Source organism: Pseudomonas sp. AF32, assembly GCF_022342325.2.
In the GTDB taxonomy this organism is placed as follows: Bacteria; Pseudomonadota; Gammaproteobacteria; order Pseudomonadales; family Pseudomonadaceae; genus Aquipseudomonas; species Aquipseudomonas uvaldensis.
The window spans coordinates 25,060-45,203 of record NZ_RQJK02000017.1 but is presented as its reverse complement, the minus strand read 5'-3'; the positions used below and the strand labels follow the sequence as shown (position 1 = coordinate 45,203).

The following is a 20,144-nucleotide window of genomic DNA, read 5'->3' as shown; positions in this document are numbered from 1 at the left end:
ACGAGCGAAGCCGCGGCTTATGCTCCGTAAAATTTCTCAAACATAACAATCAGGATTACGCACATGAACGCCCGTGTTCAGCAAGCAGTCCCGAGCCACGCACACGCCGCTTCCTATTACGCCGCCAGCAGCCTGCCACAACCGAATCATCCGGCGCTGCAAGGCGAGCGAGTGGCCGATGTCTGCGTGGTCGGCGGCGGATTCTCCGGGCTGAACACGGCCATCGAGCTGGCCGAGCGCGGCCTGAGCGTGGTGTTGCTGGAGGCCCACAGGATCGGTTGGGGCGCGAGCGGGCGTAACGGCGGCCAATTGATTCGAGGCGTCGGCCATGGCCTGGATCAGTTCGCCCCTGTCATCGGGGCAGATGGCGTACGTCAGATGAAGCTCATGGGTCTGGAAGCGGTGGAAATCGTCCGCCAACGCATCGAGCGTTTTCAGATCTCCTGTGACCTGACCTGGGGCTACTGCGACCTGGCCAACAAACCCGCCGATCTGGAAGGCTTCGCCGAAGACGCCGAAGAGTTGCGCAGCCTGGGCTATCGCCACACGACCCGCCTGCTGCAAGCCCACGAAATGCACAGCGTGGTGGGCTCGGATCGCTACGTGGGGGGCCTGATCGACATGGGCTCCGGTCACTTGCATCCGTTGAACCTGGCCTTGGGCGAAGCCGACGCGGCGCAGCGACTGGGGGTCAGCCTGTTCGAACAATCGGCGGTCACGCGCATCGATTACGGCCCACAAGTGAAGGTGCACACCGAACATGGCTCGGTGCTTGCCAAGACCCTGGTATTGGGTTGCAACGCCTACCTCAACGGCCTCAACCAGGAGTTGAGCGGCAAAGTGCTGCCCGCCGGCAGTTACATCATCGCCACGGAGCCTCTGAGCGAGACCCTGGCCCACAGTTTATTGCCGCAAAACATGGCGGTCTGTGACCAGCGGGTGGCGCTGGATTACTATCGGCTTTCGGCGGATCGACGCCTGCTGTTCGGCGGTGCCTGTCATTATTCAGGCCGTGATCCGCAGGATATCGGCGCCTATATGCGTCCGAAAATGCTCAAGGTCTTCCCGCAACTGGCGGACGTGAAAATCGATTATCAATGGGGCGGGATGATCGGCATCGGCGCCAATCGCCTGCCGCAAATCGGTCGACTCAAGGACCAACCCAATGTGTATTTCGCCCAGGCTTACTCCGGTCATGGCGTGAATGCCACGCACCTGGCCGGAAAACTGCTGGCCGAAGCCATCAGCGGGCAACACAGCGGCGGGTTCGACCTGTTCGCCAAAGTGCCCCACATCACGTTCCCCGGGGGCAAACACCTGCGCTCACCGCTGCTGGCGTTGGGGATGCTGTGGCACAGGCTGAAAGAGTTGGTCTGAAAGCTTTGGTGGCTCAGGGAGCTATCGCAGGCAAGGCTTGCCTGCGATAGCAGATTAATGACCGACTTCACTTCAGAGCCGCCAGAACGGTTTCAACCCCTCCGCCCGCGCCTGCTCCCGGCTCAACCCGATATCCCGCAACTGTTCGGGCGTCAGCTCCAACAAGGCTTTGCGTGTATGCAGACGATGCCAGAACAGGCCCCAGCGGCCGAGGCAGGCAGGCGCATTGCGCGGCATGGCGCTGCGCATCTCCTTTTCCTGCCCTGCCTCCAGTTCCTGACTGTGCAGCGTTAGCCGTACATCGCTCAAGCCGTTCATTTTCATCGCTCCTGTTTACATGGATAACCAGAGCTTTCATGATGCGCGGACGGCAAAATTCAATACAGATTCAACCTTCGAATATTAAAATCATACAGATCTGGCTTTTTTTGCACTGAATCCTGTTTTTATCAGCCAACTGTATCGGTACCTCATCGAGAACACGCCATGACCCTTTACGTGAACCTCGCCGAATTGCTCGGCACCCGCATAGAACAGGGCTTCTACCGCCCCGGCGACCGGCTGCCGTCGGTACGGGCCTTGAGCGTGGAACACGGGGTCAGCCTGAGTACGGTGCAGCAGGCCTATCGCGTGCTCGAAGACAACGGCCTGGCGATGCCCAAGCCCAAATCCGGCTATTTCGTGCCGGTCAGCCGCGAGTTGCCAGACCTGCCGGTGGTCGGCCGTCCCGCCCAACGACCGGTGGACATTTCCCAATGGGACCAGGTGTTGGAGCTGATACGCGCCGTACCGCGCAAGGATGTGGTGCAATTGGGGCGCGGCATGCCGGACGTCAACTCACCGACCCTGAAACCGCTGCTGCGCAGCCTGGCGCAGATCAGCCGTCGCCAGGACATGCCGGGCCTGTATTACGACAACATCTATGGCAACCTCGCCCTGCGCGAACAGATCGCCCGTCTGTCGCTGGACTCCGGTTGCCAGTTGGGCCCGAGCGACTTGATCGTTACCACGGGTTGCCACGAAGCGCTGTCGGTCAGCATCCGCGCAACCTGCGAACAGGGCGATATCGTGGCCGTGGACTCCCCCAGCTTTCATGGCGCCATGCAAACGCTCAAGGGTCTGGGCATGAAGGCTCTGGAAATTCCTACAGACCCGCTCACCGGTATCAGCCTGGACGCACTGGAGCTGGCCCTGGAACAGTGGCCGATCAAGGCCATACAGTTGACGCCCAGTTGCAACAACCCTTTGGGCTATATCATGCCGGAGGCCAATAAACGTGCTCTGCTGACCTTGGCCCAGCGCTTCGACGTGGCAATTATCGAGGATGATGTGTATGGGGAATTGGCCTACACCTACCCGCGCCCTCGCACGATCAAATCCTTCGACGAAGATGGCCGTGTCCTGCTCTGCAGTTCTTTTTCCAAGACCCTGGCGCCGGGCCTGCGAGTAGGTTGGGTCGCTCCGGGCCGGTATCTGGAGCGAGTGCTGCACATGAAATACATCAGCACCGGCTCCACTGCCCCGCAGCCGCAGATTGCCATCGCAGAGTTTCTCAAAGGCGGACACTTCGAACCTCATTTGCGACGGATGCGTGCGCAATATCAGCGTAATCGCGACGCCATGATCGACTGGGTCAGCCGCTATTTTCCGTCGGGCACCCGGGCCAGTCGTCCGCGAGGCAGCTTCATGCTGTGGATCGAGCTACCCGACGGTTTCGATACGCTTAAGCTCAACCGGGTCCTGCACGACCAAGGGGTGCAGGTCGCCGTTGGCAGCATTTTTTCGGCGTCGGGCAAGTACCGCAATTGCCTGCGGATGAACTACGCTGCCAAGCCAACAGCACAGATCGAAGAAGCTGTACGCAAGGTAGGCGCCGCTGCCGCTGCGCTGTTGAACGAAACCCACTGCAGCGACGTCTGAAGTTTACGCAGGGAAGCGGCAGCAAAGCCGATCAATAACAACAAGCGGAACGTTCCTACGTGAGATCAAGACCGATCCTGCCTGCGCTGTTAATCGTCTCGCTGCTGGGTGGCTGCGCCAGCGTAGACATCACCCGCGAGCCTTCCCAGGCATTGCCGGCTTCCGACTCCTCCTTTGGCCGCTCGGTCCAGGCCCAGGCCGCTCCTCACGAAGGACGCTCGGGATTTCGCCTGCTCTCCGACAGCACCGACGCCTTCACCGCCCGGGCCGAATTGATTCGTAACGCCCAGAGCAGCCTGGATCTGCAGTACTACATCGTTCATGACGGCATCAGCACACGCATGCTGGTGGACGAATTGCTCAAGGCCGCCGACCGGGGCGTACGGGTGCGGATCCTGCTGGACGACACCACCAGTGATGGCCAGGATCAGATCATCGCCACCCTCGCCGCCCATCCCCGCATCCAGATCCGCCTGTTCAATCCCCTCCACCTGGGACGCGCCACAGGCGTGACCCGTGGCCTAGGGCGCCTGTTCAACCTGTCGTTGCAGCACCGGCGGATGCATAACAAGCTCTGGCTGGCGGACAACAGCATGGCGATCGTCGGCGGACGCAACCTGGGTGATGAATATTTCGACGCCGAACCCAACCTCAACTTCACGGACATCGACCTGCTCGGCGTCGGTCCCGTGGCGCAGCAGTTGGGGCACAGTTTCGACCAGTACTGGAATAGCGCCCTGAGCAAGCCGATCGAGCAATTCCTGTCCCATCGGCCTACGGCCAAGGAGCTCGATAACAGCCGCCTGCGCCTGCAAGAGTCTCTGGAGCAGACGCACAAGGAGAATCACACGCTGTACCAACAACTGACCAGCTACAGGACTCAGCCGCGGCTGGACATCTGGCGCGACCAGTTGATCTGGGCCTGGAACCAGGCATTGTGGGACGCACCCAGCAAAGTGCTGGCGAAGGACGAACCGGACCCGCAACTGTTGCTGACCACCCAATTGGGCCCGGAGCTGACGGGCGTCAGCAAAGAGCTGATCATGATTTCAGCATACTTCGTTCCCGGCCAACCGGGGCTGGTGTACCTGACCAGCCGCGCCGACGCCGGAGTGTCGGTGAGCCTGCTGACCAACTCCCTGGACGCCACCGACGTGCCAGCGGTACATGGCGGCTACGCGCCTTATCGCAAGACGCTGCTGGAGCATGGCGTACGGCTGTTCGAATTGCGTCGTCAACCTGGCGACACCGGTGGCAGCAGCCCACATCTGTTCTATAGCAAGTCCTACGGCGAATCGGATTCGAGCCTGCACAGCAAGGCGATCATTTTCGACGGACAGAAATCCTTCATCGGCTCGTTCAATTTCGACCCGCGCTCGGTGTTGTGGAATACCGAAGTCGGCGTCTTGGTGGACAGCCCGGAACTGGCGGGTCAGGTACGCGATCTGGCCTTGCAGGGCATGGCGCCGCCCCTGAGTTACCAGCCCAGACTGGAAGATGGAAAGTTGGTGTGGACCACCGAAGACAACGGCAAGCTGCACGATCTGGATCGCGAGCCGGGCAGCTGGTGGCGACGGTTCAACGCCTGGTTCGCCAACACCATCGGCCTGGAGCGGATGCTGTAGGGATCAGGCGGGCTGGACCGCCCCGAATGCCCCCTGGCGCAACAACAGTATCACCAGCCCGAACGCCCCCGCCGCCATGAACAAGGGCAGCGCGTGGCCACTGATCCACTGGCTGCCCGCCCCCGCCACCAGAGGGCCGACCAGGCAGCCGATCCCCCATAGCTGGGCGACATGGGCATTGGCGCGCACCAGTGCATCATCGCGATAACGCTCGCCGATCAGAATCAACGACAACGTGAACAAGCCCCCTGCACTGGCACCAAACAGCACCCACAACGGCCAGATCAACAAAGTATCGATCAGCAGTGGAACCGCCAGGCTGGACAAGGTCAGCGCCACCGCACAGCCGGTGAACAGCGACCGACGCGACAAATGATCAGCCAAGGCGCCAATAGGCAGTTGCAACAGCGCATCGCCCACCACCACGGTGCTGACCATCGCCAAGGCAATATCGGCACTGAAACCCTGGCGCAAGCAATAAACCGGCAACAGCGTCAGGATCATCGCCTCGAACGCTGCGAACAACGACACGGCCCAGGCGATGGCTGGCAAGCTCCGGCAAAATCCCCAGAGGTCCATGAGCGTGACGCTGCCGGCCTCGCTGGTGGGCGCGCCGGTGCGACCGAGCAACAGCAACGGCGCGACCATCAACAGGCCGACGCCGACCCAGAAACCGTAGTCGTGATCCGTTCCCAGGGCACCGAGCAGCAACGGACCCGACAGCTGGCTCAGGGCGTAACTGCAGCCATACAGCGCCACCAACCGTCCTCGCCACTGCTCGATAACCAGTTGATTGATCCAGCTCTCACCCAGGATGAACACCAGGGTCAGGACCACACCGATCCCCAGCCGCAATACCAGCCAGACCGGATAACTGGGCAACAATGCCAGCAATCCGATCGACACCGCCCCGCCCCACAGGCACAGGCGCATCAACGCCGCCGTACCAAACCGCGCCGCCAGCCGGCTCGACACCTTGGCCCCGAGCAGCACCCCGACAGCCGGCATGGCCGCCATCACGCCGATTGCAAACGCGCCATAACCCCAGCCCTCCAGGCGCAGCGACACCAGCGGCATGCTCACGCCCAAGGCCAGCCCGACACTCAGGACGGACGCCAACACGGCGAAATAAGTCGCCCAACGCATTTCCACGCTCCTGTGGGTAGTGATCAGAATGCGGGATCACTCAAAAACAATGTGGGAGCGAGCCTGCTCGCGATAGCGGAGCAACATTCAACAAAATTGTCGACTGTCATACTGCTATCGCGAGCAAGCCCGCTCCCACAAGGAGGATCAGTGTCGCAGCAGGCTCTCGTCAGAGCTTGATCCAGGTCGCCTTCAACTCGGTGTATTTGTCGAACGCATGCAGCGACTTGTCACGGCCGTTACCCGATTGCTTGAAGCCACCGAACGGTGCGGTCATGTCGCCGCCGTCGTACTGGTTCACCCACACGCTGCCAGCGCGCAGGGCCTTGGCGGTCAGGTGCGCCTTGGAGATGTCCCGGGTCCATACCGCCGCGGCCAGGCCATAAGGCGTGTCGTTGGCTATCTGGATAGCCTCTTCGGCGGTATCGAAGGCGATGACCGACAGGACCGGACCGAAGATTTCTTCCTGGGCAATTTTCATGGCATTGCTCACGCCGTCGAAAATTGTCGGCTCGACATAGGTGCCGCCGGTGTCTTCCATGATCCGTTTGCCACCTGCCACCAACTTGGCGCCGTCGCTATGGCCGGCTTCGATGTAGGACAGCACGGTATTCATTTGCTGGGTGTCGACCAGGGCACCGACATTCGTCGCGGGGTCCAGCGGATTGCCAGGCTTCCAGCCCTTGAGGGCTTCAATTACCAATGGCAGGAAGGTGTCCTTGATGGAGCGCTCCACCAACAGGCGCGAGCCAGCGGTGCAGACTTCGCCCTGGTTGAAGGCGATGGCGCTGGCCGCGGCCTCGGCGGCAGCCTGCAAGTCCGGAGCGTCGGCGAACACGATGTTCGGGCTCTTGCCGCCAGCCTCCAGCCAGACGCGCTTCATATTGGACTCGCCGGAATAGATCATCAGTTGCTTGGCGATCTTGGTGGAACCGGTGAACACCAGCGTATCGACATCCATGTGCAGCGCCAGGGCCTTGCCCACGGTGTGACCGTAGCCAGGCAGCACATTCAGCACGCCTTTCGGAATGCCCGCCTCAACGGCCAGGGCTGCGATGCGGATGGCGGTGAGCGGCGATTTTTCCGACGGTTTGAGCACCACCGAGTTACCGGTGGACAGTGCCGGACCGAGCTTCCAGCAGGCCATCAACAGCGGGAAGTTCCACGGCACGATAGCCCCCACGACGCCCACCGGCTCACGAGTCACCAGGCCCAACTGGTCGTGCGGGGTCGACGCCACTTCGTCGTAGAGCTTGTCGATGGCCTCGCCGCTCCAGCTCAGTGCTTGCGCCGCACCGGGAACGTCAATGTTCAGCGAATCGCTGATGGGCTTGCCCATGTCCAGGGTTTCGAGCAGGGCCAGTTCCTCGGCGTGCTGCTTGAGCAGGCCGGCGAAACGAATCATGGTGGCTTTACGCTTGCTCGGTGCCAGGCGCGACCAGGCGCCGGAATTGAAGGTCGCACGGGCGTTCTCGACAGCACGCTGGGCATCGGCAACGTCGCAGCTGGCGATTTTGCCCAGCAGCCGGCCATCGACCGGGCTCAGGCAATCGAAGGTTTCACCGGACACCGCATCGGTGTATTCGCCGTTAATGAAGGCGCGACCCTCGATACGCAAATCGCGGGCGCGTTGTTCCCAGTCGGCACGAGTCAGGGTGGTCATACGAGTGTCCTCCTCTTATTTGAGTACGAGCGCCGTGCGGTGCGCAGCGCTCAAGAATTCTGCCCGGCCAGCCTGTTTACGGAACAAGTTTTCGACACAGGGCACCCGCCACCCTAAACCAGCCACCCCTTGTGTTTCAATATATTTGACACCAAGGCGGGAAACAGCCTTGCGATGTTCATTTTAATAAACATAGACTCGGGGCTTTTCCAGGCATTCACCGGGGATTACGGATATGAGCATTCAGGACATCGTCGATTTCAGTCAGGCCACCACCACCGCCGACCGCTATCGCCCGGATCCGGCCAAGGTTCTCAAGGGGGATCCCGAACAAGCCGTGTTCAACCACTACAACAGCCCCTGCGGACAAATGAACGCCGGCGTATGGGAAGGCGCGGTCGGCCAGTGGACAGTCAATTACACCGAGCATGAATACTGCGAAATCGTCCAGGGCGTTTCCGTGCTGCGCGACAGCGAGGGCAACGCCAAGACCTTGCGAGCGGGTGACCGCTTCGTGATTCCGGCGGGGTTCAAGGGCACCTGGGAAGTGCTGGAGCCGTGCCGCAAGATTTATGTGGTGTTCGAGGAAAAGGCTTGAGAGTAAGGGGCCGGCAGGTCTGACCTCATCGCGAGCAGGCTCGCTTCCACAAAGGATCGTGACTTGCCTGAAAACAGGCAACAAAAAAGGCCCGTATCTCTCGATACGGGCCTTTTGGCAGAGGGAAAAATCAATTACTTGATTTTGCCTTCCTTGTAGATCACGTGCTTGCGAACAACCGGATCATATTTCTTGATCTCGATTTTGTCCGGGGTAGTACGCTTGTTCTTGTCGGTAGTGTAGAAGTGACCAGTACCGGCGCTCGAGATCAAACGAATCAATTCACGCATGATTAGCTCCCTTAAACCTTGCCATCGCGGCGAAGTTCGGCCAGCACGACATCAATGCCGCGCTTGTCGATGATACGCATGCCCTTGGCAGATACGCGCAGACGTACAAAACGTTTCTCGGACTCAACCCAGAAGCGGTGATGCTGCAGGTTCGGCAGGAAACGACGACGGGTTTTGTTGTTTGCGTGGGAAATGTTATTCCCAGTCACCGGACCCTTACCGGTAACTTGACAGACTCTAGACATGCCTCAGCCCTCTAAAACCACATGCCCAACCCGGCATGGGTTGGCCGCTTAATCTCTCAGTCATTTGGCGCCAGGCGCCGCGTTTCTTTAAGGGTCTTACCGGCTACACCTACAGTGAAGGAACCGGGCCCCTAGAAAAGAGCGCTGCTTTATACCAGAAAGACCCAGGCACAACAACAGCCCGTTTGATTTGTCTTCCGGGGAAATCATCGAACGACCGCTCCGGATAGCCGGTGCAAGGGCTGGCGCTATCCATGACCGCTCGTCGCTGCACCGGTGTTTTTCTACCGTCGACCGGTTTCCAGCCATCGATACGGCGGCAAAGCGTGCCGGAAAAAGCAAAAAGGGGATAGTCATTTACCGGCGAGCCCACTAGGGTAGGCCTTTTCCAGACTGCACTCGCAGATGGGCCTTCGACCTGCACAAGGAAACTGCTCATGCGTCTCGCCGCCCTGTCACTGCTCCTCACTCCCCTGCTGGCCAGCCCACTGGCCCAGGCCGCTGCCCTGAGCGTCTGCACCGAGGCCAGCCCGGAAGGGTTCGATGTCGTCCAATACAATTCCCTGACGACCACCAACGCCTCTGCCGACGTGCTGATGAACCGATTGGTGGAATTCGACACCGCCAGCGGCAAAGTAGTCCCCGGACTGGCCGAGCACTGGGAAGTCTCGCCCGATGGCTTGACCTATGTGTTCAAGTTGCGTCCAACGGTCAGGTTCCATCGCACCGAATACTTCACGCCACGTCGAGACTTGACAGCCGAGGACGTGAAATTCAGCTTCGAGCGCATGCTGGATCCGGCCAATCCCTGGCACAAAGTCGCGCAGAGCGGCTTCCCCCACGCCCAGTCCATGCAACTGCCGGCGCTGATCAAAAAGATCGACGCCCTGGACCCGCTGACCGTGCGCTTCACGCTCGATCACGCGGACTCGACCTTCCTGGCCACCCTGAGCATGGGTTTCGCCTCGATCTATTCAGCTGAGTACGCTGACCAACTGATGAAGGCCGGGACACCGGACAAGCTCAACAGCCAGCCCATCGGCACTGGCCCGTTCGTTTTCAATCGATTCCAGAAAGACGCATCGATCCGCTACAAGGCCAACGGCGACTATTTCGGCGGCAAGCCCTCGGTGGACCCGCTGGTCTTCGCCATCACCCCGGATGCGAATGTGCGCTTGCAGAAATTGCGGCGCAATGAATGCCAGATTGCCCTGTCACCCAAGCCGCTGGACGTACAGGCCGCCAGGCAGGAACCCACGCTGAAAGCGGAGCAGACCGACGCCTTCATGACCGCGTTCGTGGCGATCAACAGCCAGCATCCACCGCTGGACAAGCCTGAAGTACGGCAAGCCATCAACCTCGCCTTCGACAAGAGCAGCTACCTCAAGACAGTCTTTGAAGGCACCGCCGAAGCGGCAGACGGTCCTTACCCACCCAACACCTGGAGCTACGCCAGGAATCTGCCCGGTTACGCCCATGACCCGGCCAAGGCCCGTGCCCTGCTGGCCAAGGCCGGCTTGAAAGACGGCTTTCAAACGACGATCTGGACCCGCCCGTCCGGCAGCCTGTTGAATCCCAACCCGAGCCTTGGAGCACAACTGCTGCAATCGGACCTGGCGGAAATCGGCATCCAGGCCGAAATCCGCGTGATCGAATGGGGCGAGCTGATCCGCCGCGCCAAAGCCGGTGAGCACGACCTGCTGTTCATGGGGTGGGCCGGCGACAACGGCGACCCGGACAACTTCCTCACACCGCAATTCTCCTGCGCGGCGGTCAAGTCCGGCACCAACTTCGCCCGCTATTGCAACGCGGACCTGGACAAGCTGATCAGCGCCGGCAAGACCACGGGCGAACAAGGCGTGCGCACCAAACTCTATGAGCAGGCCCAGGCGCAGATCCAGCAGCAAGCCCTCTGGCTCCCTCTGGCGCACCCGACCGCCTTTGCGCTGACCCGCAAGGAAGTCCAGGGTTATTTAGTGAGCCCGTTTGGGCGCCAGGATTATTCGAAAGTCAGCCTCAAATAACCTCCTGCCCACAGCGCCCTCTGTGGGAGCGGGCTTGCTCGCGAAAGCGCTGGATCAGTTGAATGGATGCTGACTGACACACTGCCTTCGCGAGCAAGCCCGCTCCCACAAAAAAGCCTCAGCGCAGCGGATTTCCGCTACATCCACCCATACTCCGCCATCGACAACGGCTCCCCATCGCCAACGATGAAATGGTCGAGCACCCGTACGTCGATCAACTCCAATGCTTCCTGAAGCCGCTCGGTCAGTACCCGGTCGGCCTGGCTCGGCTCGGCGTTGCCGGAGGGATGGTTGTGACACAGGATCAGCGCGGCGGCGTTATGGGCCAGGGCGCGCTTGACCACCTGCCGCGGATGAACACTGGCGTTATCGATAGAGCCGCGAAACAGCGCCTCGAATGTCAGTACCTGGTGCCTGGAGTTGAGAAACAGGCAGCCAAACACCTCGTGAGGTTCGTGGCGCAGCATCGACTTCAGGTACTCACGGACCACATGGGGATTTTCCAGCGTCGTTCTCTGCCTGGCCCGTTCGGCCAGGTGACGACGACTCATTTCCTGAGCCGCTTGTAACTGGGCATATTTCGCCGGCCCCAGCCCCACATGGCTGCTGAACGCGGCCTGATCGGCTTCGAGCAAAGCACGCAGGCTGCCAAATTGGGTCAAGAGATGTCGCGCCAGATCAACCGCGCTTTTACCGGAGACGCCGGTGCGTAGAAAAATCGCCAACAACTCGGCATCCGAGAGACTTCCCGCTCCCAACGCCAATAACCTTTCCCGCGGCCGCTCGGCTGCGGGCCAATCCCGAATACTCATAGTCGCTCCCTGATCGTGGGCGCCGCTGTTCCATAGCGGTCGCTGTGATATCGTAGCCCATCTTTTTTGCAGGCGATTTGCACCCCGGCAAGCTGTTGCCCAGAGGTTCGCCTTGCACTGACCATTGAAATCGAAAGGCAGGCCTATGCAGCGGCTGTATCGGAAACGCATCGTTCTGGGCGTCGGCGGCGGCATTGCCGCCTACAAGAGCGCCGAGCTGGTTCGCAGGCTTATCGACCAGGGCGCGGAAGTGCGGGTCGTCATGACTCGCGGCGGCAGTGAATTCATCACGCCGCTGACCATGCAGGCCCTGTCCGGGCACCCGGTCCACCTGGACCTGCTCGACCCGGCGGCCGAAGCCGCCATGGGCCATATCGAACTGGCCAAATGGGCCGACCTGGTGCTGATCGCACCGGCCACGGCTGACCTGATCGCTCGCCTGGCCCAAGGCATCGCCGACGACCTGCTGACCACGCTGGTGCTCGCCACCGACGCCGTGGTCGCCGTCGCACCGGCCATGAACCAGGCCATGTGGCGCGATCCGGCCACCCAGGCCAACCTGCAATTGCTCGAAAGCCGCGACCTGAAAGTCTTCGGCCCGGCCTCCGGCAGCCAGGCCTGCGGAGATGTCGGCATGGGCCGGATGCTCGAAGCGACCGACCTGGCCCAATGCGCCGCCGATTGCTTCCAGCGCCAGGCCCTGACCGGCAAGCACGTGCTGATCACCGCCGGGCCGACCCAGGAAAACATTGATCCGGTGCGCTACATCACCAACCACAGCTCGGGAAAAATGGGCTTCGCCCTGGCCGAAGCGGCTGTCGAGGCTGGAGCCCGGGTGACGCTGATCACCGGACCGGTACACCTGCAGACGCCGGACCGGGTGACCCGCATCGACGTGGTCAGCGCACGGGACATGCTCGCGGCCTGCGAAGCCGCGATCCCCTGTGATTTGTTCATCGCTTCGGCTGCGGTGGCGGATTACCGTCCCGAAGTCGTTGCCCCGCATAAATTGAAGAAAGACCCTACGAGCGGCGACGGCCTGCTACTACAAATGGTGCGCAATCCGGACATTCTGGCGACCATCGCCACCCGCCCCGACCGCCCCTTCAGTGTCGGCTTCGCCGCCGAAACCGAAAACCTGCTCGATTACGCCGCGCGCAAGCTCCAGGACAAGAACCTGGACCTGATCGTCGCCAACGACGTCGCCAACCCGAGCATCGGCTTCAACAGCGAAGAAAACGCCTGCAGCGTGATCGACCGCCAATTGCACGCCACCCTTTTCGCCCAGACCAGCAAGGGCAAGATTGCCCGTCAACTGATCACTTTCATTGCCGAACGGCTGAACCAGGTTTAATCATGCACGCTCTACAAGCCAAGATCCTCGACCCCCGCATCGGCACTGAATTTCCGCTGCCGCAATACGCCACGCCGGGTTCCGCCGGCCTCGACCTGCGCGCAATGCTCAAGCAGGACACACTCCTGGAGCCGGGCCAGACTCTGCTGATCCCCACCGGCCTGTCGGTGTACATCGGTGACCCGGGCCTGGCCGCCCTGATCCTGCCGCGCTCGGGCCTGGGCCACAAACACGGCATCGTGCTGGGCAACCTGGTGGGCCTGATCGACTCTGACTACCAGGGCGAGCTGATGGTGTCGTGCTGGAACCGCGGACAAACCGCATTCAACATCGCCGTAGGCGAGCGTATCGCCCAATTGGTGCTGGTACCGGTGGTCCAGGCCCACTTCGAATTGGTCCAGGAGTTCGACGAGACCCAGCGCGGCGCCGGCGGTTTCGGCCATTCAGGCAGCCACTGACCCCGCCCTTCCAGCCGGGCAGCCTGCCCGGCCGGTTAATTAAACTTCTGTTTCAGGGCAAAAAATGCGCAATGGCTTTCTGCTAGGTTTCCCATCCGGAATCAATGTATTAGGCGACCGAGGCCGGGATAACGCTGTCTCATGGCATTTTCCCACCACGAACTCTCTGTCAAAAACGCCGTCATACCCTTCAGCTTGAGCCTGCCGATGCTGAATGTCGGCCTGTCCAGTCACTTCCTTGATAGAGCGCCTCACCCATGAACACCCCAGCCGCAATTGCCCCGATCTTTCCTGAGAGCATTTTCCGCGCCTACGACATCCGTGGCGTGGTGCCGGAAACCCTGACCGCCGAAACCGCCTACTGGATCGGCCGCGCCATCGGCTCCCAGAGCCTGGCCCAGGGCGAACCGAATGTGTGCGTCGGTCGCGATGGCCGCCTATCCGGCCCGGAACTGGTCGAACAATTGATCAAAGGCATTGCCGACAGCGGCTGCCATGTCAGCGACGTGGGCCTGGTCCCGACCCCGGCGCTGTACTACGCCGCCAACGTGCTGGCCGGCAAATCCGGCGTGATGCTCACCGGCAGCCACAACCCGTCGAACTACAACGGCTTCAAGATCGTCATCGCCGGCGACACCCTCGCCAACGAGCAGATCCAGGCCCTGCACACCCGCCTCAAGACCAATGACCTGAGCAGCGGCAAGGGCAGCATCACCAAGGTCGATATCCTCGAGCGTTACAACGACGAAATCGTCAAGGATGTGAAACTGGCCCGTCGCCTGAAAGTGGTGGTCGACTGCGGCAACGGCGCGGCCGGCGTGATCGCCCCGCAACTGATCGAAGCCCTGAACTGCGAGGTCATTCCGCTGTTCTGCGACGTGGATGGCAACTTCCCCAACCACCATCCGGATCCGGGCAAGCTGGAAAACCTGGAAGACCTGATCGCCAAGGTCAAGGAAACCAACGCCGACCTGGGCCTGGCCTTCGACGGCGACGGCGACCGCGTTGGCGTAGTGACCAACACCGGCAGCGTCGTGTTCCCCGATCGCCTGCTGATGCTGTTCGCCAAGGACGTGGTGGCGCGCAACCCTGACGCGGAAATCATCTTCGACGTCAAATGCACCCGTCGCCTCGTGCCACTGATCAAGGAGTACGGCGGCCGCCCTCTGATGTGGAAGACCGGTCATTCGTTGATCAAGAAGAAAATGAAACAAAGCGGCGCCCTGCTGGCTGGCGAAATGAGCGGCCACATCTTCTTCAAGGAACGCTGGTTCGGTTTCGACGACGGCATCTACAGCGCTGCGCGCCTGCTGGAAATCCTCAGCAAGGAAAAATCCACGGCCGAAGAGCTGTTCGCGACCTTCCCGAACGATATTTCCACGCCGGAAATCAATATCCATGTGACCGAAGAGACCAAATTCAGCATCATTGATGCACTGCACGACGCTCAATGGGGCGAAGGGGCCGAGCTGACCACCATCGACGGTGTGCGGGTCGACTATCCCCATGGCTGGGGCCTGGTTCGCGCCTCCAACACCACACCGGTGCTGGTGCTGCGCTTCGAGGCCGACAACGAAGCGGAACTGCAGCGCATCAAGGATGTGTTCCACACCCAACTCAAACGTGTTGCACCCGATCTGAAACTACCGTTCTGACTTTTTGAAGCTCCGGAGCCCTGAATGACCCTCGAACGCGAAGCCGCCACCAATACCGCCAAGGTTTTGTCCGAAGCGTTGCCTTATATCCGACGCTACGTCGGCAAGACCCTGGTGATCAAATACGGCGGCAACGCGATGGAAAGCGAGGAGCTCAAGACGGGCTTCGCCCGCGACATCGTGCTGATGAAGGCCGTGGGCATCAACCCGGTGGTGGTCCATGGTGGCGGCCCGCAGATCGGCGACCTGCTCAAGCGCCTGTCGATCGAAAGCCACTTCATCGATGGCATGCGCGTCACTGACGCGCAAACCATGGATGTGGTGGAAATGGTCCTGGGCGGCCAGGTCAACAAGGACATCGTCAACCTGATCAACCGTCATGGCGGCAGCGCCATCGGCCTGACCGGTAAGGATGCCGAGCTGATCCGGGCTAAAAAGCTCACCGTCACCCGCCAGACGCCGGAAATGACCCAACCGGAGATCATCGACATCGGTCAGGTAGGCGAAGTGGTCGGCATCAACACCGACCTGCTGAACCTGCTGGTCCAGGGCGACTTTATCCCGGTGATCGCGCCTATCGGCGTGGGCGCCAACGGCGAGTCGTACAACATCAACGCCGACCTGGTGGCCGGCAAGGTCGCTGAAGCACTGAAAGCCGAAAAACTGATGCTGCTGACCAACATCGCCGGCCTCATGGACAAGTCGGGCAAAGTCCTGACCGGCCTGTCGACCCAACAGGTCGACGACCTGATTGCCGACGGCACCATCTACGGCGGCATGCTGCCCAAGATCCGTTGCGCGCTGGAGGCGGTACAGGGCGGCGTTGGTAGTTCGCTGATCATCGATGGTCGGGTGCCGAATGCGATTCTGCTGGAGATCTTTACCGATACTGGCGTGGGTACGTTGATCAGTAATCGCAAGCGTTCGTAAGCGATACCCAAAAAAAGACCCCGCTCAACCTGGTTGGGCGGGGTCTTTTTTATCACACTTCCTGTAGGAGCGAGCCTGCTCGCTTCTACAGGGGATTGTGTAGCCAATCAGACGCCGAATTGGGCGCGATAAGCCTCAACCGCTGGCAAATGCTGCTTGAGCTGCGGATCGTCGGCCAGAAACTCCAGGACCTGGTTCAGCGAAACAATGCTGATCACCGGAATACCGAAGTCGCGCTCCACTTCCTGGATCGCCGACAACTCGCCGTTACCGCGCTCCTGGCGGTTCAAGGCGATCAGCACACCGGCGGCCTTGGCGCCTTCTTGGGAACCGATGATCTGCATCACTTCGCGGATGGCGGTGCCAGCGGTGATCACGTCGTCGATGATCAAGACTTCACCGGTCAGCGGTGCGCCTACCAAGCTGCCGCCTTCGCCATGGGCCTTGGCTTCCTTGCGGTTGAAACACCACGGCAGGTCACGGCCATGGTGTTCGGCCAGGGCAACGGCGGTGGTGGCGGCCAGCGGAATGCCTTTGTAGGCCGGTCCGAACAGTACATCGAACGGGATGCCGCTCTCGACGATGGCCGCCGCGTAGAAACGACCCAGTTGCGCCAGTGCGGAACCGCTGTTGAACAAGCCGGCATTGAAGAAGTACGGGCTGGTGCGCCCGGACTTGAGGGTGAACTCACCGAAGCGCAGAACGCCGCGATCGATGGCAAAACGAATGAAATCGCGTTGATACGCCTGCATGAAAAAAGCCTCAGATACCGCGGATTTAGCTAAATAGGTAGACGGCGTGTATCATACACGCACGTGATTTTTGGGGCCATTTATGCGGATCATCAGTGTGAACGTCAATGGTATTCAGGCTGCAGTGGAGCGTGGTTTGCTCAGTTGGCTGCAAGCACAGAATGCCGACGTCATCTGCCTGCAGGATACCCGTGCCTCCGCCTTTGAACTGGACGATGCAGCCTTCCAACTGGATGGTTACTTCCTTTATGCCTGCGATGCAGAAGTCCCCGCCCAGGGTGGCGTGGCTTTGTACTCGCGGCTGCAACCGAAGGCTGTCATCAACGGTCTCGGTTTCGAGACGGCGGACCGCTACGGGCGCTACCTGCAGGCCGATTTCGACAAGGTCAGCATCGCGACCTTACTGCTCCCTTCGGGGCAGAACGGCGATGAAGATTTGAATCAGAAATTCAAGTTGATGGACGACTTCGCCCGTTACCTTGATAAACAGCGACGCAAACGTCGCGAGTACATCTACTGTGGCTCGCTGTACGTGGCGCAACAGAAGCTGGACATCAAGAACTGGCGCGACAGCCAGCAATCGCCTGGCTTCCTGGCGCCGGAGCGGGCCTGGATGGACGAGATCATCGGCAACATGGGTTATGTCGATGCCCTGCGCGAGGTCAGCCGTGAAGGCGACCAGTACAGCTGGTGGCCGGACAACGAACAGGCGGAGATGCTCAACCTCGGTTGGCGCTTCGACTACCAGTTACTGACGCCAGGCCTGCGCCGCTTCGTACGCAGCGCCCGCCTGCCGCGCCAGCCACGGTTCTCGCAGCACGCACCCCTGATCGTGGACTACGACTGGACGCTGACGATCTGATTGTCATCTTACAGCCACAAAAAAACCGACAGCGATGTCGGTTTTTTTGTGGCTGATCGCTTCAACCCTGTGGGAGCGAGCCTGCTCGCGATGCGATTTATCATCCAACATCAATGTTGACTGACCAACCGCTATCGCGAGCAGAGCTCGCTCCCACAGGGGTTTATTCACTGATCGTTATTTGATCACCCGCCAGGTGAACGGATACCGGTACGGCTGCCCTTCATTGGCCTTGATCCCGGCGATGATGGTCAGCACCAGCGCACCGATGGCGATCAGCCCGAACAGGAAGAAGCCAATCACCACGATCATCAACAGAAAGCTGATGAGCGAGGCAATCGCCACAGTGATCTGGAAGTTCAGCGCCTCCTTGCCCTGGGCATCGACGAACGGGTCGGACTCACGCTTGACCTGCCAGAGCACCAGCGGCCCGATCAGCGTACCAAACGGAATCACGATGCCCAGCAAGGCGGACAGGTGGCAAAACATCGCCCACTGACGTGCCTCCTGGCTTGGCTTGGGCAGCAGGACTTGCTCATCACTCATGTCGCTCTCCTTGTCTGAAGCGTGAAACGATCAGTCGGCCAACGCGGCCTTTTGCAGTTCGAAAATCTCGCTCATGCCTTTCTTCGCCAGCTCCAGCATAGCGTTCAATTCTTCAGGCTGGAACGGCGCGCCTTCGGCGGTGCCCTGCACTTCGATGAAGCCGCCGGCACTGGTCATGACCACGTTCAGGTCGGTCTCGGCGGCGGAATCTTCAAGGTAGTCCAGGTCCAGCACCGGCTCGCCCTGGTACATGCCCACGGACACCGCGCCGATCATCTGCTTGAGCGGATCGCCACCCTTCAGGCCGCCACGCTTCTTGATTACTTTCAAGGCATCGACCAGCGCGACCATGGCACCGGTGATGGACGCAGTGCGGGTACCGCCGTCGGCCTGGATCACATCGCAATCGACATACAGCGTCACGTCGCCCAGCTTGGACATGTCCAGGGCGGCGCGCAGCGAACGGCCGATCAGGCGCTGAATTTCCAGAGTACGGCCGCCCTGCTTGCCACGACTGGCCTCGCGCTGGTTGCGCTCACCGGTAGCGCGCGGCAGCATGCCGTATTCGGCGGTCAGCCAGCCTTGGCCCTGACCCTTGAGGAACCGTGGCACGCCGTTTTCGACGCTGACGGTGCAGATAACCTTGGTGTCACCGAATTCGACCAGTACAGATCCCTCGGCGTGTTTGGTGTAGTTGCGGGTAATGCGGATCGAGCGAAGCTGATCGGCAGCGCGACCACTTGGACGTTTCATAGGGAACACCTGTACAGAGGACGGAAAACTGCCGGCATTATAGAGCCGTCGACCGGCAGAAGGCAGTTCTAAAAAACCGTTGCGACGAGCGAGGCCCCTCAAAGCCCCGCCCGACGGGCTGCAGCGCTTTGTCACAGGCCCGGTTTGGGGGCATGCGCCTCACTGCGCTACAATCCTGCGCCTTTGCTACCCGTCGGCTTTTATTCATAGATTCCAGGCGCCACGACCACCGTCGTGCCCGACCTGCATTGCGAGGAACCCCCATGGTGCACAGCATGACCGCCTTCGCCCGCGTCGAAAAGGCCGGCGCCCAAGGCACGCTGAGCTGGGAACTGCGCTCGGTCAACAGCCGTTACCTGGAGCCGCACCTGCGCCTGCCCGAGTCCTTCCGCGACCTCGAAGGCGGTGTGCGCGAAGCGCTGCGCCAGGGCCTGTCCCGGGGCAAGCTGGAATGCACCCTGCGCTTCACCGAGGAAAACACCGGCAAGACCCTGCAAGTGGATCGCGAGCGCGCCGCCCAACTGGTGGCCGCCGCCGAAACCGTCGCCAGCCTGATCAAGCACCCCGCTGCCCTGAATCCATTGGAAGTCCTGGCCTGGCCCGGCGTGCTGGTGGGAGACGCGAGCGACCCGCAGGCACTGAACGCCGAGGCACTGGCGCTGTTCAACCAGGGCCTCAAGGAACTCAAGGCGGGCCGTGAGCGCGAAGGCGCGGAACTGGCCCGGCTGATCAACGAGCGCCTGACGTCAATCGAAGAAGACGTGGCAACCCTGCGCGAGCTGGTCCCGCAGATGCTTGCCACCCAGCGCCAGAAAGTCCTCGATCGCTTCGCCGACATGAAGGCCGAGCTGGACCCGCAACGCCTGGAACAGGAAATGGTCATGCTCGCGCAAAAGAGCGACGTGGCCGAAGAACTGGATCGCCTGAGCACCCACATCATCGAAGTCCGCCGGGTGCTCAAATCCGGTGGCGCGGCCGGACGCCGCCTCGATTTCCTGATGCAGGAACTCAACCGCGAAGCCAATACACTGGGCTCCAAAGCCTTCGACCCGCGCAGCACCCAGGCTGCGGTCAACCTCAAGGTGTTGATCGAGCAGATGCGCGAACAAGTGCAGAACATTGAGTAAGGCTAAC

At 60.8% G+C, this 20,144-nt stretch carries 19 protein-coding genes and 1 pseudogene; 11 read left to right on the top strand and 9 right to left on the bottom strand.

The genetic code is table 11. The features are described 5' to 3' along the window. Window positions 1-63 precede the first annotated feature (63 nt). Window positions 64-1,377 (top strand): NAD(P)/FAD-dependent oxidoreductase, encoded by a 1,314-nt coding sequence (locus tag EGM97_RS16750; RefSeq protein WP_238961738.1) that lies wholly within the window; start codon window positions 64-66, stop codon window positions 1,375-1,377. A 72-nt stretch (window positions 1,378-1,449) separates the two neighbouring features. On the opposite strand, the gene EGM97_RS16745 is transcribed toward EGM97_RS16750, so the two are convergent. Next, window positions 1,450-1,695, bottom strand: coding sequence for a DUF1127 domain-containing protein (locus tag EGM97_RS16745; RefSeq protein ID WP_238961739.1), 246 nt, complete (start codon window positions 1,693-1,695; stop codon window positions 1,450-1,452). Window positions 1,696-1,863: 168 nt separating this feature from the next. Here EGM97_RS16745 and EGM97_RS16740 point away from each other — a divergent pair, with 168 nt between their 5' ends. Both EGM97_RS16740 and EGM97_RS16735 read left to right on the top strand, forming a co-directional pair. Next, window positions 1,864-3,297 carry an aminotransferase-like domain-containing protein gene (locus EGM97_RS16740; RefSeq protein ID WP_238961740.1) on the top strand — a complete coding sequence of 478 codons (1,434 nt, stop codon included), beginning with the start codon at window positions 1,864-1,866 and terminating at the stop codon, window positions 3,295-3,297. Between the two features lie 59 nt (window positions 3,298-3,356). Then, entirely contained in the window at window positions 3,357-4,922 is a 1,566-nt protein-coding gene (locus EGM97_RS16735) for a phospholipase D family protein (protein WP_238961741.1), read from the top strand. 3 nt (window positions 4,923-4,925) lie between these two features. On the opposite strand, the gene EGM97_RS16730 is transcribed toward EGM97_RS16735, so the two are convergent. Together EGM97_RS16730 and EGM97_RS16725 are read right to left on the bottom strand one after the other, a co-directional pair. Next, window positions 4,926-6,068, bottom strand: a complete 1,143-nt coding sequence (locus EGM97_RS16730; RefSeq protein WP_238961742.1) for an MFS transporter — start codon at window positions 6,066-6,068, stop codon at window positions 4,926-4,928. A 169-nt stretch (window positions 6,069-6,237) separates the two neighbouring features. Then, window positions 6,238-7,731 (bottom strand): aldehyde dehydrogenase, encoded by a 1,494-nt coding sequence (locus tag EGM97_RS16725; RefSeq protein ID WP_238961743.1) that lies wholly within the window; start codon window positions 7,729-7,731, stop codon window positions 6,238-6,240. Between the two features lie 235 nt (window positions 7,732-7,966). Here EGM97_RS16725 and EGM97_RS16720 point away from each other — a divergent pair, with 235 nt between their 5' ends. Then, window positions 7,967-8,329, top strand: coding sequence for a cupin domain-containing protein (locus EGM97_RS16720; protein ID WP_238961744.1), 363 nt, complete (start codon window positions 7,967-7,969; stop codon window positions 8,327-8,329). Between the two features lie 134 nt (window positions 8,330-8,463). On the opposite strand, the gene rpmG is transcribed toward EGM97_RS16720, so the two are convergent. Next, window positions 8,464-8,619: a 50S ribosomal protein L33 gene (gene rpmG, locus EGM97_RS16715; protein WP_003177274.1), complete on the bottom strand. Its 156-nt coding sequence runs from the start codon at window positions 8,617-8,619 to the stop codon at window positions 8,464-8,466. Between the two features lie 11 nt (window positions 8,620-8,630). Continuing rightward, entirely contained in the window at window positions 8,631-8,864 is a 234-nt protein-coding gene (rpmB, locus tag EGM97_RS16710) for a 50S ribosomal protein L28 (protein ID WP_007921114.1), read from the bottom strand. A gap of 437 nt (window positions 8,865-9,301) precedes the next feature. Here rpmB and EGM97_RS16705 point away from each other — a divergent pair, with 437 nt between their 5' ends. Further along, window positions 9,302-10,888, top strand: coding sequence for an ABC transporter substrate-binding protein (locus tag EGM97_RS16705; RefSeq protein WP_238961745.1), 1,587 nt, complete (start codon window positions 9,302-9,304; stop codon window positions 10,886-10,888). Window positions 10,889-11,025: 137 nt separating this feature from the next. Here EGM97_RS16705 and radC read toward each other — a convergent pair whose 3' ends face one another. Then, window positions 11,026-11,700 (bottom strand): RadC family protein, encoded by a 675-nt coding sequence (gene radC, locus EGM97_RS16700; RefSeq protein ID WP_238961746.1) that lies wholly within the window; start codon window positions 11,698-11,700, stop codon window positions 11,026-11,028. 145 nt (window positions 11,701-11,845) lie between these two features. On the opposite strand from radC, the gene coaBC reads away from it, so the two are divergent. The 4 genes and pseudogenes from coaBC (at window position 11,846) to argB (ending at window position 16,097) form a co-directional block, all read left to right on the top strand. Further along, window positions 11,846-13,054, top strand: a complete 1,209-nt coding sequence (coaBC, locus tag EGM97_RS16695) for a bifunctional phosphopantothenoylcysteine decarboxylase/phosphopantothenate--cysteine ligase CoaBC (RefSeq protein WP_053148657.1) — start codon at window positions 11,846-11,848, stop codon at window positions 13,052-13,054. Between the two features lie 2 nt (window positions 13,055-13,056). Further along, window positions 13,057-13,512: a dUTP diphosphatase gene (dut, locus tag EGM97_RS16690; protein ID WP_053148660.1), complete on the top strand. Its 456-nt coding sequence runs from the start codon at window positions 13,057-13,059 to the stop codon at window positions 13,510-13,512. 272 nt (window positions 13,513-13,784) lie between these two features. Beyond that, window positions 13,785-15,167 (top strand): annotated as a pseudogene (locus EGM97_RS16685) (phosphomannomutase/phosphoglucomutase); the annotation flags it as partial. A gap of 24 nt (window positions 15,168-15,191) precedes the next feature. Then, entirely contained in the window at window positions 15,192-16,097 is a 906-nt protein-coding gene (gene argB, locus EGM97_RS16680) for an acetylglutamate kinase (RefSeq protein WP_238961747.1), read from the top strand. A 107-nt stretch (window positions 16,098-16,204) separates the two neighbouring features. Here argB and pyrE read toward each other — a convergent pair whose 3' ends face one another. Then, window positions 16,205-16,849 carry an orotate phosphoribosyltransferase gene (pyrE, locus tag EGM97_RS16675; RefSeq protein WP_238961748.1) on the bottom strand — a complete coding sequence of 215 codons (645 nt, stop codon included), beginning with the start codon at window positions 16,847-16,849 and terminating at the stop codon, window positions 16,205-16,207. An 82-nt stretch (window positions 16,850-16,931) separates the two neighbouring features. Here pyrE and EGM97_RS16670 point away from each other — a divergent pair, with 82 nt between their 5' ends. Next, window positions 16,932-17,711 carry an exodeoxyribonuclease III gene (locus EGM97_RS16670; RefSeq protein WP_013694557.1) on the top strand — a complete coding sequence of 260 codons (780 nt, stop codon included), beginning with the start codon at window positions 16,932-16,934 and terminating at the stop codon, window positions 17,709-17,711. 177 nt (window positions 17,712-17,888) lie between these two features. Here the strand turns inward: EGM97_RS16670 and EGM97_RS16665 are convergent, their stop codons facing one another. Both EGM97_RS16665 and rph read right to left on the bottom strand, forming a co-directional pair. Beyond that, window positions 17,889-18,257, bottom strand: a complete 369-nt coding sequence (locus EGM97_RS16665; protein WP_053148672.1) for a DUF4870 domain-containing protein — start codon at window positions 18,255-18,257, stop codon at window positions 17,889-17,891. A 30-nt stretch (window positions 18,258-18,287) separates the two neighbouring features. After that, the gene (gene rph / locus EGM97_RS16660) at window positions 18,288-19,010 is read right to left on the bottom strand and encodes a ribonuclease PH (protein WP_024780256.1); all 723 of its coding nucleotides are present in this window, start codon (window positions 19,008-19,010) and stop codon (window positions 18,288-18,290) included. Between the two features lie 263 nt (window positions 19,011-19,273). Between rph and EGM97_RS16655 the strand changes: the two genes are divergently transcribed. Continuing rightward, the gene (locus EGM97_RS16655) at window positions 19,274-20,137 is read left to right on the top strand and encodes a YicC/YloC family endoribonuclease (RefSeq protein ID WP_053148675.1); all 864 of its coding nucleotides are present in this window, start codon (window positions 19,274-19,276) and stop codon (window positions 20,135-20,137) included. Window positions 20,138-20,144 lie beyond the last annotated feature (7 nt).